This is a genomic window from Fontibacillus panacisegetis, assembly GCF_900102215.1.
Taxonomy (GTDB): Bacteria; Bacillota; Bacilli; order Paenibacillales; family Paenibacillaceae; genus Fontibacillus; species Fontibacillus panacisegetis.
The window spans coordinates 1-16,381 of the sequence record NZ_FNBG01000012.1; the positions used below are offsets into that span (position 1 = coordinate 1).

A 16,381-nucleotide genomic window follows, 5' to 3' on the forward strand; every position below is an offset into this window, starting at 1 on the left:
CACATTTGCAGGAATTTCAGGAATTCCGCAGCATGACACTATTACACATGAGATACGGTCATAGAATGTGTGGCAGGATCAAGCGGTGCAGGGATCATCTTCCTTGCACCGCTATTTCTAGTTTTAACAGTAACCCTACTTTTGGAACAGCCCCTTTAAGAAGATTCATTCAAAATTCAGGTTAGAAGCGCGTTTCGCTGATGAATAAAATGGAAGCAGTCCTCCGCGGTAAGCGGCTTGCTTACATAGAAGCCTTGAATGTCATCGCAGCCAAAGTCTTGAAGCATGTCCCATTGTCCGCTCATTTCAACACCTTCAGCGATAACTCTTTTACCCAGATTGTGCGACATAGCAATGATCGCTTTGATAATCGCCCGATCGCTTTCGTCTGAGATCATATCCTTTACGAATGAACGGTCGATTTTAATAGAGTGTACGGACAGGTTTTTTAATAGTGAAAGGGAAGAGTAGCCTGTACCAAAATCGTCAATCGATAGCTTGACCCCCATATTGAGAATCTGCTCGCATATGTTAAGACTATACTGTTCGTTTGTCATAGCTGTATGCTCAGTAATCTCCAGACATAGCAGGGAAGGATCAACACCGGTTCTGGATAATGTATGAGCCAAGCGGGCTGGAAAATGAAGGTCTAGAAATTGTTTGGCAGAAAGATTAATAGACATTTGCAGGGAGTCAATCCCCCGATCCATCCAATCCTTTAATTGCTCACATGCTGTATCCAGCACCCAGTAGCCAATTTCAACGATCGCTCCTGTCTCTTCAGCAAGAGGGATGAATTTTCCTGGAGAGAGGTTGCTGCTATCAGGATATTCCCATCGAATTAAAGCCTCCGTACCTGTAATCAAGCCGGATTGCAAATCGATTTGCGGTTGATAGTGAAGCCGGAATCTCCCCTCGGACAAGCCCTTCCGAACAGTCTCTACGGTCATAAAAAGATCATTCTCATGACTCCGTAGAGAGCTGTCATAAATAACGTACCTATTCTTTCCTGACTTCTTGCCATGGTACATGGCAACATCGGCATGCTGCAGCAATTCATCTGCATGAACTCCATGCTCCGGTGAGATCGATATTCCGATACTGGCAGTAATGGTGAAGGATTTGCCATTATGTATGAACGGTGTATTGAATCCTTCCAGAAGTTGTTGACCTACACGGTGCAGATCTTCAATTGAATGAATATCCGGGATGATCAGGGCAAATTCATCTCCTCCAAATCTAGCAATAAGCGTCTGATCATTTGTATTACGCACAAGCAATCTGGCTACGTGCTCCAGCAATATATCGCCTGCATGATGTCCCTGTGTGTCATTGAGCTGTTTGAAGCCATCTAAATCTACTAGTAAAAGAGCGAAGGATGAGCTAGTTGCTATGGAGTGCTCCAGCTGTTCATGCAAACGTTTGCTAAACATGTAGCGATTGGCCAGCCCGGTTAATTGATCATGGCAGGCGAGGTAATTTGCCTTTCGTTCTGCAGATTTTACATCTGTAATGTCCAAAAGCACAAGAAACTGAAATTGCTCTCCCTCGGTCACTACGTACTCGCTTTCGGCTTTCACATATTTGATATCTCCAGTTGAAGTCGTAATCGAGAACACTCCCTTAAACAGCTCCTCATCATTCATTTTGGAATTTCCAGCTGTTATAGGGGCCTCAAGAGTAAGAAATTTATAGAAATTGTGATTGATGAGCTCTCGCCGGGAATATTGGAACAGGATCGCAGCTTCCGGGTTGGCATCCCGAATCATCATTTGCTCGTCAAGGAGTAATATGGACATAGGTGATTTCTCATATAGGATTTGGTATTTTCTCTCGATCGAAGGTAAAAAATCATATTTCACCATCGCATAACGCAGCAAAAGAGCGAAAACGAATAGTCCGTAGCTCGCTAAATGAGGAAGACCGAGATCCTCTGGTAAAAATGCAGGTCGTTTTAAATAAGCTCCAAGTGTCGTAGAAATGATTCCAGTACAGATTAGCCCCCGTGTAATGAGGACAACTTGCTTACGTTTCAATAAAAACGCAGTACTATTTCTAGTATTTTTAAAAAAGATATAAAGAAAATATGATACGATCAGTATGGAGTAAATAACGGTTAGTGAAAGAATAATTTTAAGTAAGGTGCTCGGATACACATAAGTCCATGCGCTTTCTTTGACATAGTTAAGGGATATTCCGTCGTTTAGAAAGAATATGAACAGGATAGATAGAGACGGAATATAGCAAATAGTAATAAGTGAAGGATATGAAATATTCAGCTGGTTTCCTACCAAGCTTGCGATGAAATGGAGCTCAAGACACAGTGTTAGAAATGCAGGAATGAGTATAAAAGTGATGACAACGCCATTTGCATACTCAAGAGGGGAGAAGTTCAACAAGAAAAAGCCAAGCATTAAAATCATCATTGCAATGAAAAAATAAGACGTGATCCTGTAAGTTGAATTGCTCCTATCACGGTGGTAGATTTCCACGGCCATATAGAAGAGAAGTAGCACAGGAAGCAGGTAGGCGGCAATGGATATTATGAAGAGCGTCACATAAGTTCCTCCTTATATCCACAAAAATTATAGAATTATCATATCACACTAATGTTAGCGATTGGATAGAAATTAACAGTCCGGATAATGAGGTATAATAAAGGGAGTTAAAATTAGGAGGGGAATACAACATCATGTATAGACAAGCTACAAAAAGTGACGCTTCGGCCGTTATTACACTTCTATTCTCAGCGATTGGCAACATCGCCAACACTTTAGCAGGTACGGACGATGATCAGCAGGCTCACCATGTGCTGGAGCATTTTTTTCAGCAGAAAGGCAATAGAATCAGCTATGAAAATGTAATGGTTAAAGAGGAAAATGGAGAGGTTATCGCGTTCATGCTCACATATCATGGCAGCGATGCCGCCAGTCTGGATCAGCCGTTCATAGATCGCCTTGCTGCTAATGGAGTAATGGCGCCAGTAATTCAACGAGAAGCGAAGGATGACGAATTTTACCTCGATTCAATCGCGGTAGATCCCAATTACCAAGGACATGGTCTCGGAACTGAAATGTTGCAGTTATTCGAACGCCAGGCTTCAGAACGCGGATATGATAAAATCATGCTGCTCGTTGATCAGGACAACCCCGCTGCACGCAAGCTTTATCTCAGACAAGGCTACAGCGAGGATGGATCGATTACAGTGAGTGGACATATTTTTGACCGAATGGTTAAAAAACCGGAGATCACGTAGAAATAGCCCATGGATGCCAAGGGCTACTCAAACATAGAGGCTCTAAGTGCTTGTCATCACACCTAGCTTGTCAATTACGGAGCGGACTTCATCCATCTCCTGATGGATCGTAATGATACGGCTGTTCTGCTCCTCAATGGAGGACAGCATTTCCTCGGCCGTTGCGGAATGCTCCTGCGTGATTGAAGCGATATCGCCAACCTGATCACGGATACCGCTGAATTGTTGAATCAAGCTATTCAATTGCTCTGCTTCCACACGAATATGATCGCTTATTCCGACAAATCTATTCTCAATAGTCTGGAAGCTGCTGCGGAAGCTCGCGACAATTTCAGCTCCTTGCTCTGAAGCAGCATGTCCTCTTTGAACGTCAGCCAGAGCTTCTTGCGTATTCTGAGTCATTCCATCCACAATGCCCTGAATCCGTCCGGTCAAATTGCTTGTGTTGGAAGCGAGCTTGCGAATTTCTGTAGCGACAACGGCGAACCCTCGACCTGCCTCTCCGGCTCTTGCTGATTCAATCGCAGCATTGAGCGAGAGTAGATTGGTTTGAGTAGAAATTTGCGTGATGGAGAGCAGAATATCGCTTATTTGTTCCATTCGTACATTCATATGAGATACTGCATCAAGTGCGGATTGAATAGCCCCCTGCACAACCGAGATTCGCTCCGTCAGCTCGGTGACTCCCTGGGAGCTTTTATTGACCAGCTCAGTAACCTCTGTGGAATCATCCAGAGTTGTCCGGGAGCTCTTATGTATTTCCTGTACGAGCTGGTCTATATCTAAAATTGACGAGTTAATATCGTTCAGGCTAGTCGCTTCCTGCTCTACTCCACGCGCAATTTCCTGTACTGCAAGAACGACGGTGCTGCTGATTTCCCTAGTTCCTGCAATGTTTATGTTGCTGCTGGTCACACTGTCATTTAATGTGCGTGTATAAGCGCGAATATCCTCCATATTTTTCCCCAGAGTAGTGTAAAGGTCAAGTGCCTCAGTCTCTTTTATCTTGCTCTCATCGATCAATCCTTTTCCCCACTTGGTCAAGAAATATAAGTAAACCACAGTACTATCAAGAAATATCAGACGTAGGATGAAGTCGGACAGCTCCCAATTTGGCCCCATAAGAGCTGTTGGGTTTATGATAAAAGTTGTAACTAAAAGTATGTTCAGTAAGCCTGAATAGGTAAGTAAAATATCTCTTCGAAAATACATGGCAGATGACACGATCGTGACAGGGAACACTAGAAAGAAACGAAAAGCACCCTGTTCGTAAATCAATAGGGTAAGGGCAATTACTGTAGGAGCAAGGGGCATTAAAGACCCAATCACATTTTCGGGCAATAACTTTTTTAAATGAGCAAAATATATTGCAGATCCGATGAGACAGGTGATGATCATAACAGTGGAGATGCGAAGCCCGATTTCGCGTCCATGCATAAACGGAGCTTCAATAGCAAAAACCGAAGAACAGACGAGCAAAATAAAGTAGTTTATTTTAGTGACATGATGGAAACTGAATCTGCCCTGTAGATGCATACATAACATCCTTTCCTGTATGTAACGTATTTCACATTAAATATAGATTAATATATTGATTGTTAACGAAACTTGTCAATGTCATTTTTCCAAATTATATTGTTTGGCTGTCTGGGCTTTATGGCTTTAAGGTACATCAAAGGCATAAGTTCTTTTTTTATGCAGAATTAATTGACAATGATAATCATTATCACTTATATTCGAATTAGATTACTTTATTAAAGAGGAGAATATCCATGAATAATAAAATTGTTATCGTATATGCAAGTTTGACAGGGAATACGGAAGAAATGGCATAGCTGATTGCTGAAGGTGTACGATCAACAGGCGCAACAGCTGATTTAAAAGTTGTGGATGAATGCAATGCCGTGTTATTGAAAAAATACGATGCTTTTATATTAGGCACATACACTTGGGGAGACGGGGAGCTGCCAGATGAATTTCTGGATTTTCTGGATGAGATGGAGGAGCTTGAGCTTAAGGGTGTAGTAACCTCTGTTTTTGGGAGTGGTGATTCGACTTATCGGCTGTTCTGCGGAGCTGTAGATGAATTGGAGGCAAAGCTGCAAGGGTGGGGTGCTGTAATCGCGCAAGAGAGCTTGAAGGTAGAGTTCGGGCCAACGAAGGAAGAGAAGCAGCTGTGTAGAGAATTTGGCGAAAAAATGGTTGCCCGGCTCAATGTGGTGAAATGAAATCAATGCTGGAAACCATTAATGATTATGAGATTGAGGAATGGATTCGCAGCGGCTTGCCATTAGGCTCTACCCCAACACTTAAGCAGCTAACATGGCGCCAACATGTTCAGTATGCGGTCGGGCACATCATTAACGACTACTATTCTAAATCGCCTGAGGTGAGAGAGCAGACCTCAGTTCAATTGCTTGTCGAACGGCGTTGGCCGAAAAAGCAAGATGGTTTTCTGAATGGTCTGCACTATTGGAAAGCTTATGACAGAGTTGCGGAACAGTTGACGAACATTTTTGATATCTCAGATCATTCAGCATATCCTGTTGCTCTCTATGAACAATGGAATACCCACGTGAAGGAACTGAATATAGATTTGACTATCATTTTTCAGGCTATATGGGATAGCGAAGAGAAAGCGGGCCAATTTACAATTCAAAAATTTATGGTTGATGAGGACATTGAAGTGATAAAAGCTTTTGTGTTTATGGCGAATGTGTTCTGGCACTCGGTTTATGGAGAATCCCCCGGCAGTATTGAAATATACACGTTGATGAGTGGGCGCAAATACAGCTTTGCTAGAGAGAATCTTTGTTATCGTGAGTCGTTGGATTATGTGTACTTGTTATCAAAAAGGGCCCCTCATGCGCGAACTTGCAAGGCATGAATGGTATCGGATATGCCATCTTGAAATGATGTCGCTGGAATGGGGCCGATCAGTCGCTCATACTTCTCTCCACTGAGGACGAACGGTTCTTCCGTTAAGTAAAGCATTTCGACGACTTCCTTCATGACAGGTACAAAAAGCCCAATCAAAGAGAGGCTGAGTCTGCCCATAGGAAGTACTGGCTTCGAGGCTCCGCTAGCAGCTTGCTGAGCGATCCGCACAATTTCTTTACCTGAGATGATGCCAGAACCGGGAATATGCCAGTTTTGTCCGTAAGCATGATCCCTGTCGGCAAGCTCTACAATCATTTTGGCCGCGTCTGGCAAATAAATATATTCACGCGGAATATGCATATTGCCGATAAATGTGGCAGTTTTGCCGGCTGCAATAGCCTCCATCGTTGTTCCAAGATAAGACGCCTGATTGGCGGTAGGGCCGTAATAGTCCGGCAGACGAACGATCATTTTTTGCACGCTGTCCCATTTGTCACTGAATAACATTTGTTCATACTTCAGTCTGATTTTACCTTTTCTCGTGTGAGGCTGCTTGGGGTGATCCTCAGTAGCCTTATTCATTTGGCTTCTTCCATACGGATAAATACCATCGATAACTATGACCTTAAGATTGAGGTGCTCCGCAGCTTCCATTACGGCTTCGCCAAGCGGAAGCAGTTTGCTTACCATCTCATGATATGGAACATTGGCACAGTGGAACAGAACATCTGCATCTTTAGCGGCGGCAATAATATCTTCTGCTTTAAATGCATCACCAGTGGATAGAGTCAGATGGGCAGGGCTTCCTATACGTAAAGCTAAATTCATTAGCTTCTCCCGAGAACGACCGAACGCAATAGTTTCTATACCTCTTTTACACAGCTCCTCCGTAATTGCTGCACCTGTTCCTCCTGTCGCACCCAAAACGATTGCTTTCTTCATAGAAAAGTTCTCCTTTCTTTTATCAACATGTGATTTGTCTAATGCCAGTTATTGATTGATCAATCACTAACTTTATTACATCATAATCAATAGTGAGTGATTGGTCAATAACCAATTTTGAGCGGCTATTTTAGCCGTCTAGATTCCCTTTAGCTCTGGCATAGCGAGTGCCATCGAAATATTGCATAACATGCCCTTGGCAAGAAAAATAGTTGTCCGTTCTTCTGCATTGGGAAAGCCTGCTTTTTGAAAGGCTTCTAGTACCATGCCTTGAACCCCCCGAAATCCGTTGCGCATCGCCTTACGAATCGTGTCATCAGATATGGTTTGGGCTTGCATTTGCAGTAAGGTCTCATTTTTATGCTCCAAAAGGAGTTGGTCATAGGCTTCGATCAGTTCGGCTTCCAATCGGTCCGATGCGGCAGACGCTATTACTTGACGGAAAGCATCGATAATTCTTGCCCATGAAACCTCCAAAGCGGCTAATAGCAGAGCTTCCTTTGTGGCAAAAAACTTAAAAACATATGGTTGCGAAATAGCTGCTCGTTCGGCTACTTGTGCAGTAGTTGCTTTAAAATACCCAATTTCAGCAAATACCTCGATGGCAGCAGCGATAATTTCATTTTTGCGGTTGACTGAGGCAGCGGTTTTATCCTTCGGCATACTATTGTTCCTCTCAATCGATTAGTGATTAGTCAATAAATACGTGTGTTTATCATAACGTATCGGATAGATGTCTGCAAATAGCAGACAAGGAACAATAACAATAGCCGCCCCACAAAAGAAATTGCGGAACGGCTGACGAATGGCCTAACTATGAAGAGAGGCTGCAAATTGCTCCAGGGTATCGAAACGGTTGATTTTTACGCCTTTGTCTTTTAGGCAGGATTCAAACCGGGCATCAAGACGTTTAACAGCTTCACACAATGGTGCTAAATCCTCAGGATCGAGATAAGAAACTAAGTCGGGAAATGCCAGGTTGTTGTACAACTCCTGATAATCCAAGGATAGATCCAATGCGATAGGCCAATATCCTTTTTCCGCATGATAGATGAACATCGCAATTAATTCCTGGATTTCAACGGACCAAAAAAAGGCAGTAGTATAGTCATTGGCAGCGCAAGCCAGGATGATTTTGTCCAGCATCCCTTTAAGCTCCTCATATGCCCCTTTCATCCTGTCGTGATAGGAAGGAGGGGTTGAGAATGTTTCCTTTTGTTTCATTAATAATTCCAGTGTCTCTTGCGTAAGTTCCTCGCAAGCATTCAGAACAGCATTACACGAGCCAGATTGAGTAATGGTGGTAATGTGCTTTTCAAGCTGTGCAGGACGCAGCTTGAATTTGTAGATTTGCTCCAGGTTTTTCCCCCAGCCTTTGGTGACATAAGTTTGATTTAACAGAGCAAGGCTATATAACACTTTTGTTAACACACTACGAGCTTCATAGCGGAAAAAAGCTATATTGTCCGAAGGCAGCATTCGGCTCATTTTATATAAATGCACATAAGTATCACGCAGCTCTTGTTCTGATTTTTCAAGCAATTGCAGTCCAGCTTGAGCTGTTGTAGTCACTTTATTATGCAACTGCTCAAAACGGGATCGGTCATCTTCGGAACGAGTGTACAGCAGCTTGCTATCCGCGATCACAGATGTTTTAGGATCGTCAAAGCTGGCCATTTGCTCTGCACGCTCCCAACTGATGGGCCAAAAATCAAAACTTATGTCTTTTAAAATAAATGCTATGCTTTGACGATAACCATCAGGTGTGGCAGGAATAAAGAAGAAGTCCAAGTCTGAGTGTTCTGTAGCTGTTCCTTGCGCATATGATCCATAATAAGCAACGATAGCAATGTCATCCGGACAATTCGTTTTGATATGATTGACTAAAATATCTGCAACATTCATAACGTTCAACATATGTATTCCCCCTTATCTGCATACAGCATAACAAAGTTTCTCAGAAATTGTCTGGGGGACTTTGACTATAAATGAAAATTGCGAGTTAATAGTTTGCTTTTTGCTGTTGCTTATCTTACTTTGGATAATACGAGTATCCGGGATATTTTACTACAGGCCATTTTTCCTTTCTTAAAGCACCCATCAGCTCAGGTCCTGCGTTAAGATTGCTTTGAACTAACTCGGCAGGGGTAAGCGCCATCCACTGATTAAGGGAAACATCTTCAAATCGGGCGCTTTTAAACATTTCGAGAAACCATAACGACTGTGTGCCTGTATTTTGAATATAGTGTCCGAAGGCAAAAGGAACATAACCTACATCTCCTGCCCGATAGTCAAAAGTTCTAGCAGCACCATTGCCAGCGAATACTGTCATGCGACCTTGACCAGTAAGATAATACTGCCATTCATCGTTATTTGGATGCCAGTGCAGCTCACGCATCGCGCCGGGCTCAATTTCTACAAGAGCTGCTGCAATCGTCTTGGAGATCGGAAAATTGGAGGAATCGACAATCCTTACGCTGCCGCCGGGAGTTTTGATGGGAGGCTGTGCAAGCAGCCGGTGCTTGAAGGTTTGAGGAATAATCCCGTATGGAGACTGGACCTTTTGGGTCTCAATGGCTCCGGGCACTTTATCCTGATAAATGTAAACCTGCAGTGAGGGAATATGATTGAAAGCATCAGCAGGTACTCCGAAATTGGCAGAAAGAACATCCTTTGGGGTATGTGCGAACCAATCAGAAATGGATAATGTGTTGAGGTCTGAGAAATGGCCGTCATCAAAAACGAGCAGAAATTCACAGCCATCCTCCAGGCCTTGTATGGAATGGGGAATACCCGGTGGGAAATACCATAAATCGCCGGGACCAATGTCGGCAATAAAGTTGCGTCCATTTTGATCGACTGCGGTTATTCGGGCATGACCGAGCAGCATATAAGACCACTCTGCTTGCTGATGCCAATGCAGCTCACGAACACCACCGGGCGTCAGGCTCATATTAACACCCGCTAGCGTCGTTGCGATAGGCAACTCGCGCACCGTAATTTCTCGGGACCACCCTCCTTGATTCAGCTGCATATGGGTATCGGAGAAGGAGAACCTCAAATTCGGAATAAGCCCGGAATCGGTAACCGGGGGAACCATCATATCCGGATTTTGCTTGTCTCGAATAACGTCTCTGGGGCCCTTATCAACCGTACCTGCTCCGTCACTGCGTATCGGCTGAGGGATGTGTTCTTGTTCCATCATACTCACCTCTTTTGGATAAAAAGTCAGATGAGAAATAGATATGTTGTTTGAACTTGGCATATGCGCAGGGCTTGTTGAGCAGTTTCAAAATTCGCTGATACTGTGTTACGAAGAAGAGTATTCCATGACTTGTAATCAAGACGTGGAATACTCTGGTTGTTATCTTAACCGAGAATAATACATAACACTCGAGAAAATTGCTACTAGAAACAAGCTGAGGCTAATGAAAAAAGCAGGGAAGATATAGCTGTTGGGAAGCAGGGAGAGGAGCAGGAACACAAAACCTACAATTAGCATGAACCGTCCTTGAAACCGCAAGGCTTTACTTTGAACATGTTCTGGAAGCTTGGGAAACTGGACGGAGCTTTGTCTTAAACGCGGCATTAAGTTACCCATCAATACAAATACGATCCCGACAATAATCGTTACGAATACAGCAACACCCATTTTGTAGCCTAAGTTGTAAGCAATCATAAAACAATGAACTGCAAACAGAGTTGTTGATACAATGGTTACAATGTTGTTTAAGCTGGCTTCATTTCGTTGCCGTCTCTGTGGGTCCTTTTCAAATCTTATTGAAAAAATAGTTATAGCACCTACGAATAGAATGAGCGCAGGAAGCAAAAATGCACCTACTCCAGTAGATACCCAGTTATCTGGATTTTGAGTCGAACCGAAATGAATAACCATTCTCTCAGGGAGATCTCCATAAAAAAACAGGCTTACAGCGACAGCTGCCAAGGTGAAAAGAAAAGGAATAATCATTTTTTTCATCGTGAATACCATCCTTTCATTGTTCTCATTTGTTAAAATCCATCATCCACTTCATGACATCCTGGAACACTGTAGTATTGAGCGAGTACACAATGTGTTGGCCTTTTCGTTCATCCCATACAAGATCTGCATGCTTTAAAATGTTTAGATGATTAGAGATGCTGGGCTTTGTCATGTCAAAATGCTCCGCGATTTCTCCTGCGGTTAGATCACCGTTCTTCAGCAGATCCAGCATTTTGCGGCGAGTGGGATCTGCCAATGCTTTAAAAGTGTCGTTCAAAGACATTGCTCTCACCCTCCTTGATAAGATATTTAGATAATTATCTAATAATTAAACAATAGGTGATGATGCATTTTTTGTCAATAGACTATATATGCATCGGATTAAACATGGGTGGCACAAAGCAGTTTTATTTATTCAGGAGAGGTATACCTTAAGGAGATCTTTAAGAGCCTTATTAATATCGCCTTGAAATAACCCGCCATGATAGCAAATGAGATGCTCGATATCATATTCAAGCAATTTTTGCACAGAGCGAACTGCCTCGTCCAAATCCCAGGCAAATTGCGGGTTGGCAATATTCAGTTTTCCTTCCTCGATGACGACGACATCTCCGGCGATCAGTGTTTTGCTGGTTGGAAGATACAAAGATATATGACCTGGCAAATGACCGGGAGTATGGATAATTTCAATACCATCGCACCAAGGCAGGTGTTCGCCGCTAGAAACTGTTACATCCACAGAGGCTGGCTCAACTGACTGGAGGAAGGCAATAAACTGTTCGATGCCTGGCTTTTCTTCATCGGGTAATTGATCGAAAGTGGACTCGGCCTGTACAGCTCGCAGCGGTTTATTCTTGCCTTCGATGTATGGAGAATCCAGCTCATGCGCAATAATTTCAATTTGTGGGTACGCCTGCTTTAGTGCAGCGAGTGAACCAATATGGTCTACATCGTGATGGGTCACGATCAATTTGGTGATGGAATCCAGGCTGATGTTATGACGGTAGGCTGCCTCTTCAAGGAGTGGGATAAAATTAGGATATCCGCAGTCAATAAGAATCGTATTCTCTTTATCCTTGAGGATAGTCGGAGTAATCGTTTGTCTTTGACCGTTAAATTCAAAATCGATTTCGAGTAAATAAACGTTTTTCATATATGCCTCCAAAAATTACACAAAAGTGATATTCAATTATAATCCCTAATACCCGAATTTAGGAAGCTTGAAATGAGGAATTATTAATGTACTATCTTAGTTTTTTATGAATTTCTAAATCAAAAAGGTACTTCCCAGAATCACCGGAAAATACCCTTTTTTTGTTTGGAAAATCAATGAATTACCTGTTTACTCTATTGACCTGACCGCGGATTTCGCCATCTGGGTGGCCGATGGTGTGGACATTAACATAAGCGTTTCCGTTTCGAAATTCACGTAAAAGATCGTTGATAGTTTTTCCACTGAGTGGACCAATGAGATCTTGATTGCTTAAAAACCCTCGAATTACGCAACGATAGGTCCATTTACACCTCGACGGCCAAGATGAATATGCGCTTGAGTCATGCGGGGAATATTATTTACTACTAGGCGGAATCTCAGGCGATTACCAACTACCTCAAAGACGGCGTTACCAGTTGAAATCGTCCGTACTGGCAAGGACTTCACTACGACCATTAAGCCCAGCTCTAAACGTTGGAATAGGGATCACTCCTCTAGTTCAAGATAGTTTAGTAACATGCTGCAGTGGAGTGTATTGTTTATGTTTTAGTCCAGAGCCAGTTTTAAAAATAACTATTTTTATTGGTACCTTACCTAAGATGCTTATGTTAATTCTTGTGTTGATTCGATTGGAATTAACTCATACAAGTCACTTGCAGTACAACCGAGAGTATCAGCGATTGAAATTGCTGCCTTTAAGGGCATAATCCTCTTATTTTCAATATAATCTGATAGTCGCTCGCTTTTATACAGCAAGGTTTGAGCTAGATCATCTATGGTCATTCCACAATCTACTAATCGCTCATGTAATAAGCAGCGGCCAAGTTCGAATTTCAATCTGTAATCCCCCGATACAAAAGATTGTTTACCTACATCATAACCCATTATTATGAAATTAATCCGAAACCTTAGCGCACTACGCTGCGAAGAGATATATTACCGGCATCATCCTGCATGAGAAGCTCGTCCCCTACAAAATAGAGAAAATTCGATTGATTTTTATTCATATCTCCGTAATTAAAGATGTTTCCCGTACGAAGGTCCATACCGCGCGCTATGTGTTTATCGTTAACCTTCTCTGTCCAGGCTACATAGTTCGTTCCCACAGATAGCAATTGGTTGGGCGCATTATGTATGGAGGAAGAGAGATTAATTGTTTTCTGCTGTGCATTCGGCTTCGTTAAGTCGACAATGGTATAGGCATTAAGGTATTGTTTTTTCTTCGCAGGGTCAAGTCGAGTTTGCGTTTCTGTAAACCAAATGACATACTTGCCATTAAAAGCGGCATTGTGAAACTCCTGATTGTCTTTCATTGTAACCACAGAAGTTACTTTGTCAGTAGCTATATCATAAGTCGACAATGTGTAATCCGGGTAATCCTGCCTTACAAGCAATTTTCCATCCACGATATCCATCACTTTGTAAGATTTATCAAGCACTTTAGTCTGCTTGGTCTTTAAGTTGATAATGGTATAACCGTCGTGACTTGTGGAATATACCAGATAATTACCATCGACATTGAGATATTCAGGGTAATCTCCTTCGTCTAGTAGCTGCTGCGTTTCTTTGGTTTTCAAATTGTATTGGATAATATTTTTTCGATAGACATTTATATTTTTCGTTACAGGTATAGTTGATTCTAAGAAAAAGATATCGTCTCCTTTAATCCGGATACTGGTCTTAAAAGTGTTCGAATTAGTGATCTGTTCAAGTTTTCCTGTCTTCACTGACCGTAAATATACTTGTGGGATACCGGCTTTGTCCTTTTCAATAAAGACAAAACGATCTCCGGAAATTCGGAAATTATAGCTTGGCTGAGTGCTGTTGGCAACCTTGCGGTCTTTTGTTTGGTACGTCCCAGCTCCAAATACCGGGGTTGCTGCTAAGAGTAGGGAAGCTATGATCATAAGCAGCATAGCACGCCCATACTTTTTGTTGCGGGAATTTGTGTACATAATGATGATGTCCTCCTTCTGTTTTACATCGTTCTAATTTTTTCGACAATAAAAAAACCAAGCTGCCGAAGCAACCCCGCTGTCATGCCGCTTGAAGAGCGGTTTAGACCGGTAGCTTTGCGTCTTCCGCCTTTCGGACGAAAGTTGCCTTTGTTCTACATCTTGGTGACGTGGAGAACAACATAAAATCTTGGATTATTTTGTCGCTTTTTAGAATATTCTAGGAGGAATGTGAATTTCCTCTTCTCCCACTCGAAATAAGGCACTTATCAAACAAAATCCCGAAGAGGGCAGCAACAGCCTGCCCATTGGCAACCTGTCTCAGCCCTCCAACCCGCGTCCGACGCGGTCTCTTAAGCTCTTACTCTTCCCCCGTCGCGATCGGGTTCTCCTCATAGCTAATCCAATCGCTCCAGCTTCTTACTCCCCCACGAACCCCCATGCTTGAATAGTTCCAACGTCAAAAAGTAGGGGTTCGGAGCAGCGCGGCGGGAATGCCTCGGAGGATATGCCAGCGCCCATGTGCAACGCCCTCCCTTGGCTACGCTTGGGAGGACTTGTGGAGCAAGAAGCCGTGGGGAAAGAGCTAGCGAAACAGTATGGTTTGAGCCAAGGGAACATATTCCCTTGTGGTTGGGTCAAGCCGAACAGGACGCTAATTAAAGTATAAGTGAAACAAGGTAGCATTCCAAAATCCGGATTGGCTACAAAGCTGATGTTTGCAAGCTGTTGGCGGTTGTTTGCAAGATTATTCTGCTTGATTCATTTAACCCAAACTAACCCTTGATATAATTAGAAATTTATTGAACAATAAAGTAGAAATAGTTGCACCAAACGAAGATTATGTGTCGGGCTGAGGTATGACAAGGGGACGGAATATGCCTAAGTCGGATTGGTCGGCATACAGAGGATTATCGAGACTTGGAGGTGAAACATGGCAATTACATTCGGTTATGTACTTGGCGCGCTCCATGCAAGGTCTGTCAAACAGACGGCGAAACTTGCATGGAGCATAAGATACTAATTTCGCCGTAACCGTTTGTCGGCCTTGCATCCTTAAAGATAATTTTAAGGAGCGGGTAATATGACAAACAAATTTAAAGCGTATAAAAAGGAATTTGAGATTTCCTACACGTCAGGCGCTTATGCGACGTTTGAGTTATTAAAAAAACGTACTAGCGACGCCGAGTGCGTATACATCCACTCGGATTACCGCGACGACGATGGCCTTAGCGAGCTGTGCAATGCATTAAACGTGCCTCTAGTGCAGTCTGACAAGGCATTTAGCATTTTAAACCAAAAGGGAAACAGCTATGTACTCGGTGTATTTCGCAAATACGCGGACGCGCTTGCGGTAGATGAGCCACATATTGTGCTAGTAAATCCGTCCGATATGGGAAACCTCGGTACAATCATCCGCACGATGGCAGGACTGAACCTTAGAAATCTTGCCGTGATTGAACCGGCGGCGGATGTGTGGAATCCAAAAACCGTTCGTGCCAGTATGGGCTCGTTGTTTCACATACGTCAATGCGTTTATGCGAGCTTTGACGAGTACCAGACGCAATATCCGCTCCACACCTTGTTTCCGTTCATGCTTACTGGCTCGATTGCGCCAGAGGACGCACCGCCGTGTCCACTCTTTACACTGATTTTCGGAAACGAGGCAAGCGGACTATGCGAAGCATTTGCCCATATTGGTCAAAGCGTTAAAATCCCGTTGTCTACCGATCTGGACTCGTTCAACCTTTCCATCGCGGCGGGGATAGGAATGTATGCGTTCGCACGGAACAACAATTTGGTGTAAGTGCAATTAAGTTTAAGTGCCACAAGAGGCACAAGCACGTCTGGGCTGCGCGGGGTCATCCAGTTCGCTATCGTCTGCCGCGAGAGTGTGCAGCCAAGCCGTGTAAACATTTACTACTACCGATGCAGCGGAGAGGCTGGACGAATTGATAACAAGTGCAGCAGCAGCCATCCGTTCATGATCAGCTGTCACCATAGGCCGACCACCACCAAAACTCGTGGCAGTCACTTGAGCGTACCTTGCTCCGGTTGACTGCCTCTTGTTGTCACGGAGACGGCAGTGAACGAGAGCCGTAGAGAAGGTGACTGCAGGCGATAGAGGAGACAACAACCTGGATCCGACCGTC

18 protein-coding genes and 1 riboswitch are annotated in these 16,381 nt (G+C 43.3%); of the genes, 4 read left to right on the top strand and 14 right to left on the bottom strand.

Annotation, left to right across the window (positions count from 1 at the left end; genetic code table 11):
- Positions 1-176: 176 nt before the first annotated feature.
- On the bottom strand, positions 177-2,558 hold the full coding sequence (locus tag BLS49_RS11510; protein WP_091230093.1) for a sensor domain-containing protein: 2,382 nt from the start codon (positions 2,556-2,558) through the stop codon (positions 177-179).
- A gap of 134 nt (positions 2,559-2,692) precedes the next feature.
- On the opposite strand from BLS49_RS11510, the gene BLS49_RS11515 reads away from it, so the two are divergent.
- The gene (locus BLS49_RS11515) at positions 2,693-3,256 is read left to right on the top strand and encodes a GNAT family N-acetyltransferase (RefSeq protein ID WP_091230096.1); all 564 of its coding nucleotides are present in this window, start codon (positions 2,693-2,695) and stop codon (positions 3,254-3,256) included.
- Between the two features lie 42 nt (positions 3,257-3,298).
- Here BLS49_RS11515 and BLS49_RS11520 read toward each other — a convergent pair whose 3' ends face one another.
- A complete protein-coding gene (locus BLS49_RS11520; protein ID WP_175471383.1) occupies positions 3,299-4,792 on the bottom strand; it encodes a methyl-accepting chemotaxis protein in 1,494 nt (497 codons plus the stop codon).
- A gap of 299 nt (positions 4,793-5,091) precedes the next feature.
- Between BLS49_RS11520 and BLS49_RS11525 the strand changes: the two genes are divergently transcribed.
- The gene (locus tag BLS49_RS11525; protein ID WP_245742360.1) at positions 5,092-5,484 is read left to right on the top strand and encodes a flavodoxin domain-containing protein; all 393 of its coding nucleotides are present in this window, start codon (positions 5,092-5,094) and stop codon (positions 5,482-5,484) included.
- 5 nt (positions 5,485-5,489) lie between these two features.
- Positions 5,490-6,143, top strand: a complete 654-nt coding sequence (locus tag BLS49_RS11530) for a hypothetical protein (RefSeq protein ID WP_139173131.1) — start codon at positions 5,490-5,492, stop codon at positions 6,141-6,143.
- Here the strand turns inward: BLS49_RS11530 and BLS49_RS11535 are convergent.
- The 11 genes from BLS49_RS11535 to BLS49_RS11580 form a co-directional block, all read right to left on the bottom strand.
- Positions 6,119-7,078: an NAD-dependent epimerase/dehydratase family protein gene (locus tag BLS49_RS11535; protein ID WP_091230105.1), complete on the bottom strand. Its 960-nt coding sequence runs from the start codon at positions 7,076-7,078 to the stop codon at positions 6,119-6,121. The genes BLS49_RS11530 and BLS49_RS11535 overlap by 25 nt on opposite strands.
- A 138-nt stretch (positions 7,079-7,216) precedes the next feature.
- On the bottom strand, positions 7,217-7,741 hold the full coding sequence (locus BLS49_RS11540; RefSeq protein ID WP_091230108.1) for a TetR/AcrR family transcriptional regulator: 525 nt from the start codon (positions 7,739-7,741) through the stop codon (positions 7,217-7,219).
- A gap of 147 nt (positions 7,742-7,888) precedes the next feature.
- Positions 7,889-8,995, bottom strand: a complete 1,107-nt coding sequence (locus tag BLS49_RS11545; RefSeq protein WP_245742343.1) for a nucleotidyltransferase domain-containing protein — start codon at positions 8,993-8,995, stop codon at positions 7,889-7,891.
- Positions 8,996-9,110: 115 nt separating this feature from the next.
- The gene (locus BLS49_RS11550; protein WP_091230111.1) at positions 9,111-10,283 is read right to left on the bottom strand and encodes an oxalate decarboxylase family bicupin; all 1,173 of its coding nucleotides are present in this window, start codon (positions 10,281-10,283) and stop codon (positions 9,111-9,113) included.
- A 159-nt stretch (positions 10,284-10,442) separates the two neighbouring features.
- The gene (locus BLS49_RS11555; protein WP_175471384.1) at positions 10,443-11,057 is read right to left on the bottom strand and encodes a DUF1648 domain-containing protein; all 615 of its coding nucleotides are present in this window, start codon (positions 11,055-11,057) and stop codon (positions 10,443-10,445) included.
- A 25-nt stretch (positions 11,058-11,082) separates the two neighbouring features.
- Positions 11,083-11,343 carry an autorepressor SdpR family transcription factor gene (locus BLS49_RS11560; protein WP_091230117.1) on the bottom strand — a complete coding sequence of 87 codons (261 nt, stop codon included), beginning with the start codon at positions 11,341-11,343 and terminating at the stop codon, positions 11,083-11,085.
- A gap of 132 nt (positions 11,344-11,475) precedes the next feature.
- Positions 11,476-12,213, bottom strand: a complete 738-nt coding sequence (locus BLS49_RS11565; RefSeq protein WP_091230120.1) for an MBL fold metallo-hydrolase — start codon at positions 12,211-12,213, stop codon at positions 11,476-11,478.
- Positions 12,214-12,394: 181 nt separating this feature from the next.
- The gene (locus BLS49_RS25615; protein WP_342707195.1) at positions 12,395-12,559 is read right to left on the bottom strand and encodes a CHRD domain-containing protein; all 165 of its coding nucleotides are present in this window, start codon (positions 12,557-12,559) and stop codon (positions 12,395-12,397) included.
- A complete protein-coding gene (locus tag BLS49_RS25530) occupies positions 12,559-12,729 on the bottom strand; it encodes a CHRD domain-containing protein (RefSeq protein ID WP_281243734.1) in 171 nt (56 codons plus the stop codon). The genes BLS49_RS25615 and BLS49_RS25530 overlap by 1 nt, the downstream gene beginning before the upstream one ends.
- 147 nt (positions 12,730-12,876) lie before the next feature.
- Positions 12,877-13,110: a helix-turn-helix domain-containing protein gene (locus tag BLS49_RS11575; protein WP_175471385.1), complete on the bottom strand. Its 234-nt coding sequence runs from the start codon at positions 13,108-13,110 to the stop codon at positions 12,877-12,879.
- Positions 13,111-13,181: 71 nt separating this feature from the next.
- Positions 13,182-14,228, bottom strand: coding sequence for a TolB family protein (locus BLS49_RS11580; RefSeq protein WP_091230122.1), 1,047 nt, complete (start codon positions 14,226-14,228; stop codon positions 13,182-13,184).
- Positions 14,229-14,294: 66 nt separating this feature from the next.
- A riboswitch (cyclic di-GMP riboswitch) is annotated at positions 14,295-14,387 on the bottom strand.
- Positions 14,388-15,312: 925 nt separating this feature from the next.
- On the opposite strand from BLS49_RS11580, the gene BLS49_RS11585 reads away from it, so the two are divergent.
- A complete protein-coding gene (locus BLS49_RS11585; protein WP_091230124.1) occupies positions 15,313-16,035 on the top strand; it encodes a TrmH family RNA methyltransferase in 723 nt (240 codons plus the stop codon).
- A gap of 12 nt (positions 16,036-16,047) precedes the next feature.
- Here BLS49_RS11585 and BLS49_RS11590 read toward each other — a convergent pair whose 3' ends face one another.
- Positions 16,048-16,230 carry a hypothetical protein gene (locus BLS49_RS11590; RefSeq protein WP_091230127.1) on the bottom strand — a complete coding sequence of 61 codons (183 nt, stop codon included), beginning with the start codon at positions 16,228-16,230 and terminating at the stop codon, positions 16,048-16,050.
- Between the last annotated feature and the right edge of the window lie 151 nt (positions 16,231-16,381).